The sequence below is a fragment of the Microcystis aeruginosa NIES-843 genome, from assembly GCF_000010625.1.
GTDB classification, from domain to species: Bacteria; Cyanobacteriota; Cyanobacteriia; order Cyanobacteriales; family Microcystaceae; genus Microcystis; species Microcystis aeruginosa.
Genome location: NC_010296.1, coordinates 1,723,266 through 1,742,072 on the forward strand (window position 1 = coordinate 1,723,266; position 18,807 = coordinate 1,742,072).

An 18,807-nucleotide genomic window follows, 5' to 3' on the forward strand; every position below is an offset into this window, starting at 1 on the left:
ACTGATAACTGATAACTGATCACTGATAACTGATAACTGATAATACCGTGTTCTCACTCCCCCAAACCAGTCAAAGACAAAAAGAAATCCTTGAGATAGTTCTCGGCAACGGTTGGGACTATATGCGCGGGGTTTTAACCCTAGGAAAAACGGAAAATCCCCAGATTCCCACCCCAGAAGTTCTCAAAAAAATCCTTGTGGAATTGGGGCCTTTTTATGTCAAATTGGGACAGTTACTTAGTACCCGTCCCGATCTGCTACCTGCTAATTATATCGAGGCTTTAACTGCCCTACAAGCACAAGTTCCTCCCGTTGCTTGGACAGATATAGAAATAGTCATCACCGAACAGTTAGCAAAACCGATCGAAGAGGTATTTAAGTATATTAATCCCCAACCGATTGCCGCAGGATCAATCGGGCAAATTCATCGGGCAACTTTATTATCTGGGGAGGAAGTAGCGATTAAAGTCTTGCGTCCTGGAATCGAAAAAATTGTTGCCCAAGATAGTGCCTTAATTAAGGGAATTGCTGATTTAGTTGCCCTCACAGAATTTGGTCAAAGTTACGACGTTGTTGACTTAGCAGAGGAGTTTATTAAAGCAGTCAATGCGGAATTAGATTTTACCCAAGAAGGTCATTATACTGACCAATTACGCTATAATTTAACCCAGAGTCGGTGGTCAGAACCCAAACAGTTAGTTATTCCTAAAATTTATTGGCACTTAACTAATTCCAGGCTATTAGTGTTAGAATGGTTAGAAGGAAAACAAATTTTAGAGGCCGATGTTTCTAGACCAGCAACTGAGCAAGCAATTTCCCAAAGAAAAACCGAAATAACTCGGATTTTGTTTCGGTCATTTTTTCAACAAATTTATATTGATGGCTTCTTTCATGCCGATCCCCATCCGGGTAATATTTTCTATCTTGATGATGGTAGAGTGGCTTTAATTGACTGTGGCATGGTGGGCAGATTAGACCCACAAACTCAACAAATTTTAACAGAATTGTTATTGGCAATTGTTGACTTAGATGCCAAAAGATGCAGTCAACTAACTATTAAACTATCCGAGTCAGTCGTGCCGATTACTTTAGTACAATTAGAGGTGGATTATGAGCGGATGTTGCGAAAATATTATAACCTCAATTTAAATCAAATTAACTTTAGTGAGGTGGTTTATGAACTTTTGCAAATTGCCCGTCGCAATAGAATTAAACTTCCGGGTAATTTAGGTTTATTTGCCAAAAGTCTCGCTAATCTAGAAGGAACTGCCCGAAAATTTAATCCTGATATTAATATCCTAGAAGAAGTCAAACCGCTATTAACTAATATTCTTGAACAACAGTTAATCGGTAGCACTCCCCTACAAACTGCCCTAAGAACAGTTTTAGACTTGAAATCTTTTTCCCTGAAATCTCCCCGTCAAATCGAAGTTTTACTAGATGGTTTAACCTCGGAAACTTTAAATGTTAATCTGAAAATTCGCGACTTAGATAATCTCCGTCGCAGTTTAGATAATTCCGCCAATCGACTAGCTTTTAGTGTGATTATTGGTTCCTTAATTATCGGGGCCGCCATTGTCACAGCCAGCACCCAATCTCGGCAATTAACTATTATTAGTACCGTATTATTTGCTACAGCTAGTTTTATCGGTTTATGGTTAGTTGTCGGTATCCTGCGATCAGGAAGATTGCGCTAGAAATTATCGCCATTAAATTAAGATTTGTTGTTGTAAAAATTTCGCCCACCGACTGGCTAATTCAACTTCAGTAAAGGGAATTCTTTCAGGCGATCGCTCTTTAAAAATAAATTCTAGGCAAGGGGAACCTTGGGGGGGAAGAGCATCTAAATCCACCACTTGATTATTAACTAACAGACGGATTTCTTTGACCTCCTCTAGGGAAAAAGTTTGTAAATTTATGACTCCCTTACGAGTTGGCTTTCCCCAAGTGATAATTTTATCTTTTTGACCTAAGACAGAATATATATCATACTTAGCTCGCTCGAAGTTTTCCGCCCATGATCGATAGATTTCCACTTTTTGGTATTCATTCCAACCACTCCAAGCCAACCAAATAAATAGAATTAATAAAGGTGTCCACAATAACCCGCGTTCCATAAACTATCGCCCCAAAATTCTGGTCAATTAATCCTATTTTATGCTAAGTGGGTGGGTGGAATTAAATATAAGATGAACGTAGGTTGGGTTGAAGCATGAAACCCAACGCCCGATTATGTTACGCTACCGCTAACCCATCCTACAAATAATTGTGCCTCCCTACTTAATTGGCAGCAAGGGATTATACTAGGGTTTGCGGCAAAAAGTTTTTCCTGGGGGTTGGGGTGTGGGGAAGGAAACCTCTTTCATCTGCGGTGGTGAAAATTTTTTCATCGGGACTGACTTGCTGATTCGGAAAAAAAAGGGCAGACAAAAGCCTCCCCTAGTATTAATGATTGGTCAATCAAACCTTAGACATCGTAGTAGAGAGAGAACTCGTAGGGGTGAGGACGTAAGCGCATCGGGTTAACTTCGTTATCGAGCTTGTAGGTGATCCAGTTGTGGATAAAGTCTTCGGTAAAGACACCAGAATCGGTCAAGAAAGCGTGATCTTTTTCGAGACTTTCCAGAGCTGCTTCTAAAGAACCGGGGGTAGAGGGTATTTTTGACAATTCTTCGGGACTGAGTTCGTAGATATCCACATCGAGAGGTTCCCCCGGTTCAATTTGATTTTTAATCCCATCGATACCGGCACAGAGCATAGCTGCAAAAGCGAGGTAGGGGTTAGAAGTCGCGTCAGGACAGCGGAATTCTAAACGTTTGGCTTTCGGGTTGCTTCCCGATAAAGGAATCCGAATCGAAGCGGAGCGATTACCTTGGGAGTAAGCCAGGTTTACAGGGGCCTCAAAACCGGGGACGAGACGCTTGTAAGAGTTGGTGGTGGGGTTAGTTAAAGCTAAGAGTGCGGGAGCGTGTCTAAGCAAACCACCGATGTAGTGCAGTGCCATTTGGCTAAGTCCGGCGTATTTATCCCCAGCGAACAGGGGTTGACCATCTTTCCAGATAGACTGGTGAACGTGCATCCCGGAACCATTATCACCAAAGATGGGTTTAGGCATAAAGGTGACGGTTTTACCGTATTTCTTGGCCACGTTCTTGATGCAGTATTTATAGGTCATCAAGTAGTCGGCAGCCCGTACTAGGGTAGAGAATTTAATCCCTAACTCGTTTTGACCACCAGTAGCGACTTCATGGTGATGTTTTTCGATGGGAACTCCGCAGTCGGCCATGGTTAAGAGCATTTCCGTGCGAATGTCTTGAGAGGTATCGGTGGGACTAACGGGAAAATAACCCTGTTTGTAGGCGGGTTTATAGGCAAGATTTCCGTCTTTTTCGTCTTTACCGCTATTCCAACGACCTTCGACACTATCCATGTAGTAATAGCCCGAGTTGGCGGTTTGGTCGAAACGAGCGCTATCAAAGAGGAAAAATTCCGCTTCCGGTCCAAAATATACGGTATCACCTAAACCGGTAGTGCTAAGATAATCGATCGCTTTCTGAGCAATAGAGCGAGGATCGCGGCTATACCATTCACCGGTTCTCGGTTCTTTGATGCTACAGATCATGCTTAGGGTAGGTTCCTTGTAGAAGGGATCGATCCAAGCAGTGGTGGGATCGGGAACCATGGCCATATCGGATTCGTTAATTGCTTTCCAACCGCGAATACTGGAACCATCGAAGGCAACACCATCGCTGAAAGAGCTTTCATCGATTTGATCGTAGTAGAACGAGCAATGTTGCCAGATACCTGGCATATCAATAAATTTCAGGTCGATAATCTTAATATTGTTGTCCTGAATCATTTTCAAGACTTCTTGTGGCGTTTCGGGCATGGAAAACTCCTTTGATGTATGGATCAGTTCTTAAGCTTCTCAAAAAATCCATCCTAAACAGTCACTTTGGCCGGTTTTGTATTTTTCGATACAAAATCTTTAATCCTAGCTTGAAAAAATCTGTAATTTCCTTGTTCAGGTCGGTAATCGCTGGGAATGACCATTTGCCTATCAGCTTCTACTGCCCCTTGCCCTACTTAGGGTTTGCGGCAAAAAGTTTTTCGTGGGGGTAGGGTGTGGGGTGTGGGGTGTGGGGTGTGGGGTTTTACCGATTTTCAGGTGGTCAATTAGCTAATTTTCAGGGAAAAAGTCCAGGAATTTTCCCCCCAATCACTCCAATGGTCGGCACTTTTTGAGGGGAAAAAAGTCTAAAAACCTTGTTGGATAAGGTTTTTAGATTTATTCAGCAAACCCTACTTAGGGTCTGCGGCAAAAAGTTTGTTGGTGGGGTTAGGAGTCAGTAGCCGGTCGTCAGTAGCCGGTCGTTTCAGGCTTTGTTGCCCTTCTTTTTTGTACCAGTTTATCTACTAAGAGAAGGATAATGCAAGTTTTTTGAATGTCCTAATCCTATATTCTGGCACTAACATCGGATTTTAACAGGTCAAAAGCCTTATTTTAAAAGGGTTTTACCATTATTCAGCCAGCCCTAATTAGGGTTTGCTGAATAAATCTTGTTCGAGCTGCCCGGTCATCACCGTCCGGCCCTGGCCGTGAGGATGTCAAACACTTAACCAGACATTTTGTCCTTAAATTCTGAAATATAACGTCTGCTTAACCCGGAACGATCAAAGCGTTAGATTAGAAAGAGTCCTTTTTTGAGAGATATTTAAACCTGATGGTCTGGCCTTTTAAACCGAAAACCCACAAACAAATCGCTCGAATAGAAATTACAGGTGCAATTGCCTCCGATACCCGCAAAAGAGTCTTAAAAGCCCTAGAAATCGTCAAAGAAAGGCAATATCCCGCCCTACTTCTCCGCATTGACTCCCCCGGGGGAACCGTGGGGGATTCCCAAGAAATTTATGAAGCATTGAAGCGGTTACAAAAAAACACGAAAATAATCGCTAGTTTTGGCAATATTTCCGCCTCTGGCGGCGTTTATATCGGTATGGGAGCTAATTATATTATGGCTAACCCCGGCACGATTACTGGCTCGATCGGTGTTATCCTCAGAGGGAACAATCTGGAAAGATTGTTGGATAAGGTGGGAGTTTCGTTTAAAGTGATTAAATCTGGCCCCTATAAAGATATTCTCTCCTTCGATCGAGAATTAACTGATGAAGAAGAAAGAATTCTCCAGGATATGATCGATACCAGTTATCAGCAATTTCTGCAAACCGTCGCCGGAGCGAGAAATTTAGATGTCAATCAGGTGAAAAGTTTTGCCGATGGGCGCATTTTTACCGGCCAACAGGCGTTAGAATTAGGAGTGGTTGATCGCTTGGGAACCGAGGAAGATGCCCGACTTTGGGCGCTAGAATTGGCAGGATTACCCCCAGATAAAACTAAATGTCAGACTATCGAAGAACCGAAACCCCTCCTCAGTCGTCTGACGGGCAATCGTTCCCCAATACCCCCAGGATTACAAAAAACCCTACAGCGCCTAGAATTTGAATTGGAAGTTAACGGACAACTATTGTGGTTATACCGACCCTGATGGCCAGATTAAAGTCGAGAAAAAGGGCGCGTTAACCCCTAAAATTGACTCATCAGGATTAGCGGAGGATGACAATCGTGCAGTGGAAGGTTCGAGCCATTCGGGGAGCAACGACAGTAACGGCTAATACTATTGAAGCTATACGAGAAGCAGTAACAGAACTCCTCGAAGCGATCGAAATCCACAATAGTCTCGATCCCGATGATATTGTTAGTATTATCTTTACGGCAACTCAGGATTTAGACGCGATTTTCCCCGCCGCTATCGCTCGCGAACGTCCCCATTGGCAAAATGTCCCCCTCCTCGATGTGCAACAGATGCACGTCGTTGGTAGTCTGGACAAGTGTATTCGCGTAATTCTCCACGTTAATACTCCCAAACTACAAGGGGAAATGCAGCACGTCTATCTGCAAGGGGCGAAAAATCTTCGCCCCGATTGGCAGATTTCTCCAGTAACTATTAATCGCTAAAATCTTCGATAACTGACTAAATCCCCATTTCCGACAGCCAACTCAAAATTAATTGATTAACTTTTTCGGGATGTTCATCGTGGGGACAGTGACCGGCTTTGGCAATCGGATAAAATTGGGTATTATTTCCCATTTTAGCTCTTTCTTGGTAAATTACCGAACCGGCGATCGGTGTCCAAGGGTCATCCTCTCCCCAGAGTACCAATAAAGGGCGATCGATTTGCGGTAATAATTCCTGGGTCGATGGTCCGGGGGGTGCTGTCAACACCGATGCAAACACTCCCCACGCACCCGCATCACAGGAGGGTTGATAGAGAATTTCGACTAATTCCTCGGTAATCGCGGTATGATCCCGATAAACCTGTTTTAAGGTCTTCCGGATGCGATTTTTCTGCCTTACCTGTTCAAAAATAAACTTTCCTGTCACGGGAGAACTAACTAAACCGGTAAAGGCAGCCATGATTAAACGCAGCGGCAAATTTAATTCTTCGGGACGATGGTTTAATCCTCCGGCACAGTTAATAATTACTCCTCCGGCAGTGATTTCGGGAGATTCTGCCATCAGCATTAAGGTAATCAGTCCCCCGATGGAATTACCGACAAATACCGCCGGTCTTGCCATTTTTTCTCGCCAAAAGTCCTGTATTTGCCGCTGCCAAAGGTTGAGACTATAATCTAAAGCGGGCTTATCTGTACCCCCAAATCCCAAAAGATCTAGGGCATAGACTTGATAGCCATTTTCCGCTAAAACGGGGATATTTTTGCGCCAATGACCGATAGATGCCCCAAAACCGTGAATTAATACTAGGGGTTGTCCTTCTCCCCGCACAGTGTAGGGGATGGTGTGACCTTGCCATGTCCAAGACAATTGCTCTAAGCTAGTCCCAGTGATCGGAGATTGTAGTGCCATTGTATGAAGTTTTATTAAGTGATAGGTAAATTATAGAGTAAAAATCAGTCGAGAATTTATGCCACAACGCCAGACTTTTACCAATAACTCGATGGAAATTTCCTATTTACAATGGAGCGATCGAGGTATGCCTCTATTATTATTGCACGGCATGGCGGATCATGCTTTGGTTTGGTCAAGTTTGGGCGATTATTTAAGCTCAAATTATCAAGTTATTGCCCCAGATTTGCGGGGACATGGGGAAAGCGGTAAACCGGCAACCGGTTATCACTTTCAGGATTATATCGGCGATTTAAGGGCTTTAATTAATCATTTAGGTTGGACGCAAGCACATATTTTAGGTCATTCTTGGAGTGCTAAAATAGCGGCAATTTGGGCAACTCAACAGCCGGAAGTATTTAAGAGTTTAATTTTAGTCGATCCCTTTTTTATCGATAAAATGCCTAGTTGGATTAGGATAACTTTTCCAATTCTCTATCAAGTTTTGCCCTTTTTAAAGATTACTCGCTCCTTTGATAGTTATCAGAGCATAGAAGCGATCGCTCGTCAATTAAAACAATATAAAGGTTGGTCAAATCTACAGCAAGAGGTGTTTAAAAATGCCATCGAACAAAAAGCTGATGGCAGTTGGAGCGGTAAATTCACTTTATCGGCACGCGGGGAAATTTTTGAGGATGTCATGGGGTTTGCCGGATTAACTAAAACTTTAGATATTCCCAGTTTATTAATCCTTCCCCAACAGGGATTAAATCGCACTGCTTGGCAAATTCAATCTTATAAAAAGTATTTAACTTCTCTAGAGATTAAAAAGATACCGGGTAATCATTGGGCATTTTTAGGGGAACCTGAAAGTTTTAATCAAGCGGTGGCCGAGTTTTTATCTGTTCAGGAAATTGTCTGATTAGCGGAGAGAACGAATCTGCAATTGGTAATAATCCTCGTCTAAACCTTGATTCTGCTTGTTATTAACCGAATTAAGCTGTTTTTGTAGTGCCAAAATGCGATCACTTGTAGCCGGATGGGTGCTGAGAATTGTCGGGGTAGAACCCCCCTGTTGTGGTAATTTTCCCATCAAGGAGATCATCGCCTTGGCTGCATAACCAGCCTCAGCTAGATTGTTTAAACCCAGTCGGTCCGCTTCTAATTCATCCTTGCGACTATTGGGCAGATTATAGGCGAGATTGACTGCCAATTGTACCCAAGTTTTTGTGTCTAATCCCGCCGCGCTGAGAAGTCCTTGGGCGAGGGCAGTATTGCTTGACATACTCCCACCGTCAAGCTACGCTGTGACGGGGGATTCTTTCCACATCGCTGTTAGAAATTCCTTGTTCAACGAGACAACTTAGATTCTCAATGTCTCCACTGAAAATCCAGAGGCCGGACTCTCCCAAGGCGTTTGGGTCGGTTTCTGTTTGCCCAACAGTACCGTTGAGATGATTTCCCAAATATTGTAACCCTTTTTTAAGAATATTTATTGCTGCATTATGATCCCTATCTAAGACTGTTTGACAATTGGGGCATTGATGAGTTCTAGTACTTAATGTTTTTTGAACTCTCGTCCCACAAACTGAACAATCTTGAGAAGTGAAATGGGGAGGAACAGCAACACAAACAATCCGATAAATCTTGGCAAAATAATTCAACCATTCAGTGAATTGATACCAAGAAGCATCACTAATCGACTTGGCAAGTTTACGGTTTTTGACTAAGTTTCTTACCTTTAAAGCTTCATAAACTACCAGATCATTAGACTGGACTAACGCCAAAGCGTCTTTAATTGCTTTGTCTTTACGTTGTCTTGATACTTTAAGATGAAGCCTAGCTACTTTTATCCGTTGCTTGTGATAGTTGTTAGACTGTTTCTTTCCTTTGCGAAATTGTTTTGATAATCTCCTTTGTGCTTTTTGAAATCGTTTTTCTGACTTGCTTAAATAACGTGGATTCTCTACAGTATTGCCTTGAGCGTCAGTATAAAACTCTTTTAAACCTAAGTCAATTCCTGTTATTTGTCCCGTTGGTTTATGGTATTCTTGCCGTTCTACGTCAATCAAAAACTGACAATAATAACCGTCAGCACGTCTAACAACTCTTACCCGTTTAATCTGTTGTTCTGAATAATAAACTAAGGTTTTTTGACTACACCATAAATCAAATTCTCCTGCTTTAAAACCATCGGTAAACTTGATTTTACGTCGATTATCAGATAGTTGGTAGCCCGTTAGTTTATACTCAACCGAACGGCTATGCTTTTTGAAACGAGGAAAACCCTTTTTCCCAAGTATCTTAGCATGACAATTCTGGTAAAACCGATTAATTGATTGCCAGGCTCTATCAGCAGCCGATTGACGAGCTTGAGAGTTTAATTTATTAACATAAGGTGTCTCTTTATTGTTAGCTAGTACCGCACAAAGTTTTTGGAGATCATTGCGGGTTGTCCCTTGATTGTCCATCCAATAACGAACACAAGAGTTACGCACAAACTGAGAAGTTTTGATAGCTTCATCAAGCTGGTGATATTGCTCTGGGGTTCCGTTTTTTAGCTTCGCTTCTACGACTAGCATCTAACAATCCTTGACCTTTGGCTAAGTTAATTATAACACAGTTTACCTACAAATGGTAGAATTAAAATCGGGCTTCTCAGTTAATATCTTGGTCGGATTTCATCCCCCGCAAAGGTTGATGTCTTGTCGAAAAATTTAGCGGGGGCATTCATCCGACATTTTAGGTAAATCCATCCACGAGCGCCCGAAACTGGGTTGGGGATTGACAATCCCGATACTCAGGGTGAGCAGCAGAGAAATTATTGTTAATAGCCAAAAACGGCAGAAAATAGGGCGCATAGACGATTCGATCCCATAAAAACCTCATTCCCATTCTAGACAGTCCCTATCACCCTTTACCTGTTACTGTCCGCGATTGGTTTGATAGACGTAAAAGTTAAATAAATCGAATAAACTGCCAACAAAAGCAAAGGTGACAGCGATGGTTAACAGGCCTTGTAGGGGATAACCGCCGCCGAAAATGGTTAAAAATTGCAGGATTTGGCTAAAACCGGTCTGACAAACCCAAGTAAAGCCGGGGACGTGACTGGTGGCCAATAAAGCCGTTAAAATAGAACCGACCAAGAGGACGGGGGCAACAAAACTTAATAGGGTGGAAAATAGCAGGGAACGGAGCAAAGTAAGCATGGGTGCTGATCTCCAGAGAATTAGGGGGCGATCGAACGGGAATAGGAATCTATACTCGCTCCCCTCTAGGATATACGTTCATCTCGGCTAGGGGCGGTTTTTTAAAAAATCTTAAAATATCATTAAGATTCTTGGTTAAGAACGATTAAGTGGTAAACAAAAGTCAACCCGATAATTGCTGGGGCAGCCTTTTTCAGTGTGGGGTGTGGGGTGTGGGGTGTAGGGCGTAGGGTGTCGGGTGTAGGGTGTAGGGTGTAGGGTGTAGGGAGAATAAATAGAAATAATCTCCTGACTCGGAGTCTCCTATCTCCTGACTCGGAGTCTCCTATCTCCTGACTCGGAGTCTCCTATCTCCTGATAACTGATAACTGATAACCGGTAACTGATCACTGATAACTGGAACTACCTGAAGCATTGATCCCCGTGGTGTGGTACTGTCAATTCAGTGTATTTATCGGCACTGGCTTAAGATTTGTCGCTATTGTCCTCCCCTTCTCTCGTCGCTGTTTTTGAGGCTTTCTATGACCGACATTCCTTTCACCCTAGACCAACTGAGAATTCTCAAAGCGATCGCTGCCGAAGGAAGCTTTAAACGGGCGGCAGATACCCTGTATGTATCTCAACCGGCGGTCAGTCTTCAGGTACAAAACCTCGAAAAACAGCTAAATGTGCCGTTATTTGACCGGGGCGGTCGGAAAGCCCAATTAACGGAAGCGGGATACCTACTCTTAAGCTACGGCGAAAAAATTATCACTCTCTGTCAAGAAACCTGTCGGGCGATCGAAGATCTACAAAATCTGCAAGGGGGAACCCTGATCGTCGGCGCTTCCCAAACCACGGGAACCTATCTTCTTCCCCGCATGATCGGGCTTTTTCGGCAAAAATACCCAGAAGTATCCGTACAGCTACAAGTTCATTCCACCCGTCGCACCTCTTGGAGCGTTGCTAACGGTCAAGTGGATTTAGCCATTATCGGGGGGGAAGTTCCCGCCGAATTACAAGAAACCCTGCGGATTATCCCCTACGCAGAAGATGAACTGGCTTTAGTCCTGCCGATTTTTCATCCTCTGTCTAAGGTAGAAATGATTCAAAAAGAGGATTTATATCGACTAAAATTTATCACCCTCGATTCCCAATCGACGATTCGCAAAGTCATCGACAAGGTTTTAACTCGTTGCGAGATCGATACCAAACGCTTAAAAGTGGAGATGGAACTTAACTCGATCGAGGCGATTAAAAATGCCGTACAATCTGGGTTAGGGGCGGCTTTTGTCTCGGTGACAGCGATCGAAAAAGAACTACAAATGGGAGTTATCCACGCTACCAGAATTAAAGACGTGGAAATACGACGCACTTTGTCGGTAATTATTAACCCGAATCGCTATCGATCAAAAGCCGCCGAAGCTTTTACCCTAGAAATACTCCCCCAATTCTCCACCTATCCCGAATATCTGGCTGACGACCACAACTTTGAACCGATTCCTAACTCGCAACCCGCCGAAATTATTAGTAAATAAGTCGCTCGAGATGGGCAAAATCTCCCTACATTTAAGCTATCTCTTGGGAAAATTACTGCCGGGATAAATTACTTTTTTATCGACTTTAATCCAATGGAGACTCTCTAAACGACTTCTAAGATTAGTAATAGTTACTCCCAACTCGTCGGCGATCGCATACAGAGGTCCCCATTTCGTCAAGTCACGTCCCTTGATGGCTTTCTCTAACTCACTCATCGGCATTAGTAAACAACTGGCAAAATATTGGGCTTGCCATTCAATTCTTTGGCTAGAATCAACTGTCCGACACAGAAAAGGTTGAATTGTCTCTAGGGAATCTCCCTGATTGATTCGATCCAAAAAGTTAGAGACAGCTGTTTGATTAATATGGAGTACAAAATGACCAATTTCATGGGCTAAACTCGAATTTTTAAAACCTTCTTTTGCTAGGGATGAATTTTGGGAATCTTTTAAGAATTTTACATCTTCATTAAGAATAATTTTCTTTTCTGTGGGAATAATCATTGCGGCGATTTCTCCCTCTTTATCTGGCTTTATATCCGTCCATTCAATAGCCAAATCAAAATAATCGGCCGCTGCTTCCGCAATATCGCAATTTTTTAAGGGACGACGACGATGAGCTTTTACTTTCTTAAGAATATTGTCTGCCTGAGCTTCAATCACTGTTTTGGGAATAAAACTATAGGGTTTAATAATATCCAAGATATTTACTCCTGCTCATCTAATTTTGTCGCCTCAGAAATAATTTTTTTGGCAAAATTGGGATTGTCTTTCATGCGACGCAATAAAATCGGCATTTGTTGGTATTTTTGAACTAATTCTTTGAAGACTTTTTGATCATCTGAACTCAGTCGTCCCGCCAATTCCCCTAAGGTTTGAGCATTTAATTTTAAATGAGTCGCTAAGGACTCAATAACTTGCTGACTAGGAGGATAACCCGCATGATCATTTTCTAGCTTCGATAGATAGGTATAGTCCACCCCAATCAACTTAGCTAGTTCTCTCTGACTATATTCTTCCTCTCGACGAGCTTTGCGGATAACCTGTCCAAATGTTTCTGACACTGCTTTTCTCTCAATCGCTCAAAAAAAATTATATCAAGGGTTGACTATTTCAGTCAACATACGCTAGAGTTAGTTCATTGGCGTTGATTATTTTAGTCAACACAATAGCAAACACTGCCGTATCATCCTAGCATTTTCCTGACTGAGGGGAAAAATCGTGTCCTGCCAGTTTCCCAAAAAGCCTTGGTATCCTCCGATGAGCTATAGTCTTTGGCGATCGCTTAAACCAGCGATTGGCTATGAGAATTGGCATTGTCAGACAAAACGGGGGTTTGAAAAAGCGCGAAACAAAGAACCAGAAGTTCAAAGATTACTATCGCAAGATAATCAACCGCAAAAAATTGGTAAGTTGGCACAACGAGGAGTTTTTGAGTTTCATCAAGAGCCAGGGAGATTATCGAGTCCTGATGGGGTGGAACAAGTCGCAGAAATCCTGCAATTAAATCAAGAATCGCCAGAAATTCAAGCCAGGGTTTTAGTAATTTTAAACAATTACTATCAACAACCAATTTTATTGAATAAACAGATTATTGATTTACCTAGAGGTGATGAAGGTTATCCAGAACCTATTGTTATCGAGCAAGGTAACTATCGGTTTAATTTGTCCGCTGCCTTTGATTGTATTTTTAGAGAAGCTGATGACACTATACATATTTTAGATTTGAAAACTGGTCAATCTAATTTTGATCGTCGTCAGGCTCATGTTTATTTACTGGCGGCTAGTTACCGTTATCCTCAGGAAAAAATTGTCGCTTCTTTTTACAATTTAGAAACCCAAACAAGCTCAGAAAATATCTCCCTGTCTTCCGAGGCAATAGAAGCAGTTAAAATCGAACTAGCTTTCCTGTCCAAAAAACATCAACAACAACTAAAAAAATATAAAAATCACCCCGAAGATTTTTATCATATTTTCCCGCCCCAAAGTGGCTATGCCTGTCGTTATTGTCCTTTTACATCGATTTGTGATTCTGCAAATAAGGAAGTTTAGATCATGAATTACACAGCAGCTAACACAGCCAACTCTCCAATATTTTTGAGTGAAATTAGTTCCTTAACTCTCAAGAATAGTTGTTTAAATTGTTTTCAGCTTAATCATCAAGTTACTAGGAAAATAGGTAATCGTTTTAGTTGGCAATTCAGTCGGAAGTTTCCCGATGTGGTGGTTATTTTTGAAGATAATTGTTTTTGGGTATTAGCTAAAGATGAAAAATCTATTCCTTCTCTACAACAGTGGAAAGAAGCTTTATCAGATATTCAAGAGGTTTTACGAGAAGATATTGGCGATCACTATTATTCTATTCATTGGCTAAAAGACTTTCAGATAACAGCTTTAGTTACAGCACAATTAGCAGTTAGAATTCTAAAAATATTTGGTAAATTTTCCGATCCAATAGTTTTTCCCAAAGATAGTCAGATAAGTGAAAACCAAGTACAGGTAAGGAGAGAAGTTAACTTTTGGGCAGAAATCATCAATGACACCGATCCGGCTATTTGTTTAACTGTTGACAGTAGTATTGTCTATAGTGGAGATTTAGAACAATTTTATGAAAATCACCCCTATAGACAAGATGCTGTTAAATTATTAGTAGGTTTAAAGGTTAAAGATAGAGAAACCAATGGGACAGCTAAAATTATTAGAATAGCGGGTAGAATTGGGGAAAGAAGAGAGGATTTATTAACAAAAGCCACAGGTTCAATTAGTCGAAGAAAATTAGAAGAAGCTCATCTGGGGCAACCAGTGGTAGCGGTACAATTTGGCAAAAATCCTCAGGAGTATATTTATCCATTAGCAGCTTTAAAACCCTGGGTGACAGATGAGGATGAGAGTTTATTTCAAGTCAATTACGGAAACTTATTAAAAGCAACAAAAATCTTTTATGCTGAACGACAAGAACTATTAAAGTTATATAAACAGGAGGCACAAAAGGCTTTAAATAACTTTGGGTTTCAGTTAAGAGAAAAAAGTATTAACAGCCAAGAATACCCCGAATTATTTTGGACTCCTTCTATTTCTATTGAGCAAACTCCTATCTTATTTGGTCAAGGAGAAAGGGGAGAAAAAAGAGAAATTATCAAAGGATTATCGAAGGGGGGTGTATATAAACGTCATCGAGAATATGTCGATCCTGCTCGTAAGATTCGTTTAGCTATTCTGAAACCAGCTAATTTGAAAGTGGGAGATTTTAGAGAACAATTAGAAAAGCGATTAAAACTTTATAAATTTGAGACTATTTTGCCACCAGAGAATCAAATAAATTTCTCTGTTGAAGGTTTAGGATTTGAAAAAAGAGCTAGACTGGAAGAAGCAGTTGATCGATTAATTGGAGTAGAAATTCCTGTAGATATTGCTTTAGTCTTTCTTCCTCAAGAGGATCGCAATGCTGATAATACTGAAGAAGGGAGTTTATATTCGTGGATTAAAAGAAAGTTTCTGGGTCGTGGAGTTATAACTCAAATGATTTATGAGAAGACTTTAAATGATAAGAGCAACTATAAGAATATTCTCAATCAAGTTGTCCCAGGGATCCTGGCCAAATTAGGAAATTTACCCTATGTCCTTGCTGAACCTCTAGAAATTGCCGATTATTTTATTGGTTTAGATGTGGGAAGGATGCCTAAAAAAAATCTTCCGGGGAGTCTCAATGTTTGTGCAAGTGTGCGACTATATGGAAAACAGGGAGAATTTGTTCGCTGTCGGGTAGAAGATAGTTTAACCGAGGGAGAAGAAATTCCTCAACGGATTCTGGAAAATTGTTTACCGCAAGCTGAACTAAAAAATCAGACAGTTCTCATTTACAGAGATGGTAAATTTCAAGGAAAGGAGGTTGAAAATTTACTGGCAAGAGCTAGAGCAATTAATGCTAAATTTATTCTCGTAGAATGTTATAAGACTGGCATTCCTAGACTTTATAATCTTCAGCAAAAACAGATAAATGCTCCCTCCAAAGGATTAGCTTTAGCTTTATCAAATCGGGAAGTTATCCTGATAACGTCCCAAGTTTCTGAACAAATTGGTGTTCCTCGTCCCTTGCGCTTAAAAGTTCATGAATTAGGAGAACAAAGAAACTTAAAACAGTTAGTTGACACTACGTTAAAATTAACTTTACTTCACTATGGTTCTCTCAAAGACCCCCGTTTACCTATCCCTTTGTATGGAGCGGACATTATTGCTTATCGACGCTTACAAGGAATTTATCCTAGTTTATTAGAAGATGATTGTCAATTCTGGCTTTAGAGAGAAAAATTATGTATAATTCCCCTAGCAATCTACACCATCTAGAAAAATTAGTCAGTGATTTAGTTACCCAAATTAGTTTACTGACGGCAGAAAATCGAGCCATTAAAGAAAGATTAGCTTATCTTGAATGGGACTTGCACCGAGAAAATGGTTGTTTACAAGCCGAAAATTTATCTCTACGTCAAATGGTTGACTACTGCTCCGAAGAATATAATTCTCTTGAGGATTCTCTAAGATAATTACTATAGCAGTTACTAGGAATTGCATAGCTGGTTTTTTTTGGGGAGCAAGCTTTAGATTTTTTTCTTATTTCTTTGAGCGAAAAATGTCTATCATCAAAGGCGATATTATCCCGCCAATTTATGTTACCAGCGATCGGTCAAAATCATCCCCAATCTGGTAATTATGCCCCCCTAGATAGCCATCTCTGGGCCGATGCCACCTATCCCCTCGGGGCGCATTATCGGGGCGATAGTGTCACCTTTGCCGTCTATTCTAGAAATGCCAGTCAGATTCTTCTGGAAATCTACGATCGCCCGACGGGAGAAAACGCTAAGTATGATTACTGGTTGACAAAAAACCCAAATGATGATATATGGCGGGCAAAAATCGCTGGTATTGCCCACGGCAGCTACTACGCTTTTCGCTGTTGGGGTCCCAATTGGCAATTTGATCAAAAATGGCAAAGAGGCCACAGTAACGCCGGTTTTCGGGCAGATGTGGACGATTTCGGCCATCGTTTTAACCCCAATAAAGTCCTCTTCGATCCCTACGCGCGAGAACTTTCCCAGGACATTGAAACCCCGGCCATGGTCGCGGCGGGAGAAAATGTTGGAATCTATGCCACAGGAGGGGGGGACTACAAAGGAGTGATCCAGCGGCAATACGATACGGGCAAATGGTCGCCCAAAGGCATTGTGATCGCTCCGGATGGGACTTCTACCGGGATTCGTCCCCGTCTGGGTGCCGAAAAAGCGATCATTTATGAGGCCCATGTACGCGGTTTAAGCAATCACCCCTCCGCTAGTCGTTTAGAAGATATTCTCAAGGGAATTAGGGGTTTTGAGGAAGTGGCCAACGTTCCCGACCGGTACAGGGGAACTTATGCGGGAGCCGGCTATATGGCCAAATACCTAAAAGCGCTAGGATTTACCACGATCGAACTCTTACCAGTCCAAGAAACCGCTAACGATAATAACCCTGACGATCGCCCCAGCGGTAACTATTGGGGTTACATGACCTTTGGTTATTTCGCCCCCGATCGCCGTTATGCTTATGATCGCTCCCCCGGGGGACCCACCAGAGAATTTAAGGCCATGGTCAAAGCTTTCCACGACCAAGGCATGGAAGTTTATCTCGATGTGGTCTATAACCACACCGGAGAAGGGGGCAATTGGGGCAGCAACGATGTCACCGGATTTGTTAGTTTTGGTGGTTTTGATGTGGTGGAATACTATCAACTCACCGATGAACATTATCTAGTCGATGGGGCCACCGGCTGCGGAAATCAATTAAACTTTTCCCATATTGTCACCTGTAATCTGGTTCTTGATTCCCTCACCTATTGGTTAGAAACCATGGGAGTTGATGGTTTTCGTTTTGATCTGGCCCCCGTCCTCGGCCGAACTCCTTCTAGTCATCAACGAGAAGATCGGGGCAAACAAAAACAATTCTTCCCTAAACATACTTTGTTAGAAAAGATCGAGAAATTAGGCAAGAAATACGATGCGGAAATGATCGCCGAAGCTTGGGATAGCTGGGGTTACGAAGTGGGGAATTTCCCGACGGGTTGGGGCGAGTGGAATGGCCGTTATCGCGATGCAATTCGGCGTTTTTTAAAGGGAGATGGTAATACTTTTAAATTCATCGAACAGGTGAACGGAGATTATCACAATTTTAACGACCAAGGCGGACCAGAAAAATCGATCGATTTTATTGTTGCCCACGATGGTTTTACCCTGATGGATTTGGTCAGTTATAACAGCAAAAATAACCTCACTCCCTGGCCCTTTGGTCCTTCCGATGGCGGCAATAGTAATAACGATTCTTGTGATTCTGGGGGTGATCAGGCCTTACGTCGCCAAAGATTACGCAACTTTTGGACGATTCAATTTTTATCTCGCGGTGTGCCGATGACTGTCTGGGGCGATGAATTTGGCCGCAGCCAAAATGGTAATAATAATCCCTACAATATTGATAGTGTGGCCACTTGGAATAATTATGACATGATTGCCACCCGTTCACCCCATCTACTGCCCACGGGTTATCGGGAAGCTTATCACAATAATTTTGGCACGGGAACTAATCAAGAAGAACGCAATCCTTTATTTATTTTTGCCGCTTATATTGCTCACTTAAGACAGAATCATACAGCCCTCAAACAGCGCCACTACGGTGATATGGTTCTCGATGCCAGTAATGATGTCACCTATTTATTTAAAAAAACCGATGGGGTTAGCGATTTAACTGCCGATGATCGCTGTATTTGGTTTTTAATTGATGGTAGTGCCGTCGGCGATCACGATTTTTTGGTGTTAATTAATATGTATCATCTGCCGGTGGATTTTCGTCTTCCCTCATCATCCAATAATTATCGTTGGCTAAGAATTATTGACACGGCCGCTTGGGCAGAAACCGATTATAATTGTTGGTCTGTGGATCAAGGGACAGTAATTGCCGATAACTATCAAGTCAATGGTTTTTCGATCGTGGTTTGCCAGGAGATTAACTGAACTAACCAAACCCATATCGAGGGTAATTTAGAGACGGATCGGGCAGCCCACTAATATTGAGATCGAGATCGATTCTTAGCCGATTTCTGCTATATTTTTGGCAATAGGGAAATACCCACCCCAGCTGCATCTTATGTTTTGC

General features: G+C 41.9%; 17 protein-coding genes and 1 pseudogene. 9 read left to right on the plus strand and 9 right to left on the minus strand.

Annotated features, from left to right (window positions below; translation table 11 throughout):
• The first annotated feature begins 47 nt into the window (after positions 1-47).
• Positions 48-1,697 (plus strand): ABC1 kinase family protein, encoded by a 1,650-nt coding sequence (locus MAE_RS08425; protein ID WP_012265196.1) that lies wholly within the window; start codon positions 48-50, stop codon positions 1,695-1,697.
• Positions 1,698-1,709: 12 nt separating this feature from the next.
• Here MAE_RS08425 and MAE_RS08430 read toward each other — a convergent pair whose 3' ends face one another.
• On the minus strand, positions 1,710-2,117 hold the full coding sequence (locus MAE_RS08430; protein ID WP_012265197.1) for a hypothetical protein: 408 nt from the start codon (positions 2,115-2,117) through the stop codon (positions 1,710-1,712).
• A gap of 350 nt (positions 2,118-2,467) precedes the next feature.
• On the minus strand, positions 2,468-3,889 hold the full coding sequence (glnA, locus tag MAE_RS08435) for a type I glutamate--ammonia ligase (RefSeq protein WP_012265198.1): 1,422 nt from the start codon (positions 3,887-3,889) through the stop codon (positions 2,468-2,470).
• 835 nt (positions 3,890-4,724) lie between these two features.
• On the opposite strand from glnA, the gene sppA reads away from it, so the two are divergent.
• Together sppA and aroH are read left to right on the plus strand one after the other, a co-directional pair.
• Complete coding sequence (gene sppA / locus MAE_RS08440) at positions 4,725-5,546, plus strand: signal peptide peptidase SppA (protein WP_002759971.1); 822 nt, start codon at positions 4,725-4,727, stop codon at positions 5,544-5,546.
• A 68-nt stretch (positions 5,547-5,614) separates the two neighbouring features.
• On the plus strand, positions 5,615-6,016 hold the full coding sequence (aroH, locus tag MAE_RS08445; protein ID WP_002789533.1) for a chorismate mutase: 402 nt from the start codon (positions 5,615-5,617) through the stop codon (positions 6,014-6,016).
• Positions 6,017-6,032: 16 nt separating this feature from the next.
• Here aroH and MAE_RS08450 read toward each other — a convergent pair whose 3' ends face one another.
• Complete coding sequence (locus MAE_RS08450; RefSeq protein WP_012265200.1) at positions 6,033-6,926, minus strand: alpha/beta fold hydrolase; 894 nt, start codon at positions 6,924-6,926, stop codon at positions 6,033-6,035.
• A 58-nt stretch (positions 6,927-6,984) separates the two neighbouring features.
• Here MAE_RS08450 and MAE_RS08455 point away from each other — a divergent pair, with 58 nt between their 5' ends.
• Entirely contained in the window at positions 6,985-7,827 is an 843-nt protein-coding gene (locus MAE_RS08455) for an alpha/beta fold hydrolase (protein ID WP_002798344.1), read from the plus strand.
• Here MAE_RS08455 and MAE_RS08460 read toward each other — a convergent pair.
• From MAE_RS08460 to MAE_RS08470, 4 genes and pseudogenes are all read right to left on the minus strand, one after another.
• Positions 7,828-8,181 (minus strand): annotated as a pseudogene (locus MAE_RS08460) (M48 family metalloprotease); the annotation flags it as partial.
• Positions 8,182-8,200: 19 nt separating this feature from the next.
• Complete coding sequence (locus MAE_RS08465; RefSeq protein WP_012265202.1) at positions 8,201-9,487, minus strand: RNA-guided endonuclease InsQ/TnpB family protein; 1,287 nt, start codon at positions 9,485-9,487, stop codon at positions 8,201-8,203.
• A 135-nt stretch (positions 9,488-9,622) separates the two neighbouring features.
• Positions 9,623-9,766 (minus strand): hypothetical protein, encoded by a 144-nt coding sequence (locus MAE_RS31840; RefSeq protein ID WP_223210688.1) that lies wholly within the window; start codon positions 9,764-9,766, stop codon positions 9,623-9,625.
• A gap of 63 nt (positions 9,767-9,829) precedes the next feature.
• Entirely contained in the window at positions 9,830-10,114 is a 285-nt protein-coding gene (locus MAE_RS08470; RefSeq protein ID WP_012265204.1) for a hypothetical protein, read from the minus strand.
• 521 nt (positions 10,115-10,635) lie between these two features.
• On the opposite strand from MAE_RS08470, the gene MAE_RS08475 reads away from it, so the two are divergent.
• Positions 10,636-11,631: a LysR family transcriptional regulator gene (locus tag MAE_RS08475; protein ID WP_012265205.1), complete on the plus strand. Its 996-nt coding sequence runs from the start codon at positions 10,636-10,638 to the stop codon at positions 11,629-11,631.
• Positions 11,632-11,667: 36 nt separating this feature from the next.
• Here the strand turns inward: MAE_RS08475 and MAE_RS08480 are convergent, their stop codons facing one another.
• Both MAE_RS08480 and MAE_RS08485 read right to left on the minus strand, forming a co-directional pair.
• Complete coding sequence (locus MAE_RS08480) at positions 11,668-12,333, minus strand: ImmA/IrrE family metallo-endopeptidase (protein WP_041803955.1); 666 nt, start codon at positions 12,331-12,333, stop codon at positions 11,668-11,670.
• A 5-nt stretch (positions 12,334-12,338) separates the two neighbouring features.
• Complete coding sequence (locus MAE_RS08485; RefSeq protein WP_012265207.1) at positions 12,339-12,695, minus strand: helix-turn-helix domain-containing protein; 357 nt, start codon at positions 12,693-12,695, stop codon at positions 12,339-12,341.
• Positions 12,696-12,891: 196 nt separating this feature from the next.
• Between MAE_RS08485 and MAE_RS08490 the strand changes: the two genes are divergently transcribed.
• From MAE_RS08490 to MAE_RS08505, 4 genes are all read left to right on the plus strand, one after another.
• Positions 12,892-13,683, plus strand: a complete 792-nt coding sequence (locus MAE_RS08490; protein ID WP_041804625.1) for a PD-(D/E)XK nuclease family protein — start codon at positions 12,892-12,894, stop codon at positions 13,681-13,683.
• Between the two features lie 3 nt (positions 13,684-13,686).
• Complete coding sequence (locus MAE_RS08495; protein ID WP_012265209.1) at positions 13,687-15,930, plus strand: Piwi domain-containing protein; 2,244 nt, start codon at positions 13,687-13,689, stop codon at positions 15,928-15,930.
• A gap of 11 nt (positions 15,931-15,941) precedes the next feature.
• On the plus strand, positions 15,942-16,172 hold the full coding sequence (locus MAE_RS08500; protein ID WP_041803957.1) for a hypothetical protein: 231 nt from the start codon (positions 15,942-15,944) through the stop codon (positions 16,170-16,172).
• A gap of 123 nt (positions 16,173-16,295) precedes the next feature.
• Complete coding sequence (locus tag MAE_RS08505) at positions 16,296-18,665, plus strand: glycogen debranching protein (protein WP_012265211.1); 2,370 nt, start codon at positions 16,296-16,298, stop codon at positions 18,663-18,665.
• Positions 18,666-18,807 lie beyond the last annotated feature (142 nt).

Excerpts from the sequence above, each read along its gene's own strand:
- MAE_RS08430 (WP_012265197.1), bottom strand. The coding sequence starts at position 2,117 with ATGGAACGCGGGTTATTGTGGACACCTTTATTAATTCTATTTATTTGG.
- MAE_RS31840 (WP_223210688.1), bottom strand. The coding sequence starts at position 9,766 with ATGCGCCCTATTTTCTGCCGTTTTTGGCTATTAACAATAATTTCTCTG.
- glnA (WP_012265198.1), bottom strand. The coding sequence starts at position 3,889 with ATGCCCGAAACGCCACAAGAAGTCTTGAAAATGATTCAGGACAACAAT.
- MAE_RS08505 (WP_012265211.1), top strand. The coding sequence starts at position 16,296 with ATGTTACCAGCGATCGGTCAAAATCATCCCCAATCTGGTAATTATGCC.
- MAE_RS08500 (WP_041803957.1), top strand. The coding sequence starts at position 15,942 with ATGTATAATTCCCCTAGCAATCTACACCATCTAGAAAAATTAGTCAGT.
- MAE_RS08475 (WP_012265205.1), top strand. The coding sequence starts at position 10,636 with ATGACCGACATTCCTTTCACCCTAGACCAACTGAGAATTCTCAAAGCG.
- MAE_RS08455 (WP_002798344.1), top strand. The coding sequence starts at position 6,985 with ATGCCACAACGCCAGACTTTTACCAATAACTCGATGGAAATTTCCTAT.
- MAE_RS08470 (WP_012265204.1), bottom strand. The coding sequence starts at position 10,114 with ATGCTTACTTTGCTCCGTTCCCTGCTATTTTCCACCCTATTAAGTTTT.
- aroH (WP_002789533.1), top strand. The coding sequence starts at position 5,615 with ATGACAATCGTGCAGTGGAAGGTTCGAGCCATTCGGGGAGCAACGACA.
- MAE_RS08450 (WP_012265200.1), bottom strand. The coding sequence starts at position 6,926 with ATGGCACTACAATCTCCGATCACTGGGACTAGCTTAGAGCAATTGTCT.
- MAE_RS08490 (WP_041804625.1), top strand. The coding sequence starts at position 12,892 with ATGAGCTATAGTCTTTGGCGATCGCTTAAACCAGCGATTGGCTATGAG.
- sppA (WP_002759971.1), top strand. The coding sequence starts at position 4,725 with ATGGTCTGGCCTTTTAAACCGAAAACCCACAAACAAATCGCTCGAATA.
- MAE_RS08465 (WP_012265202.1), bottom strand. The coding sequence starts at position 9,487 with ATGCTAGTCGTAGAAGCGAAGCTAAAAAACGGAACCCCAGAGCAATAT.
- MAE_RS08495 (WP_012265209.1), top strand. The coding sequence starts at position 13,687 with ATGAATTACACAGCAGCTAACACAGCCAACTCTCCAATATTTTTGAGT.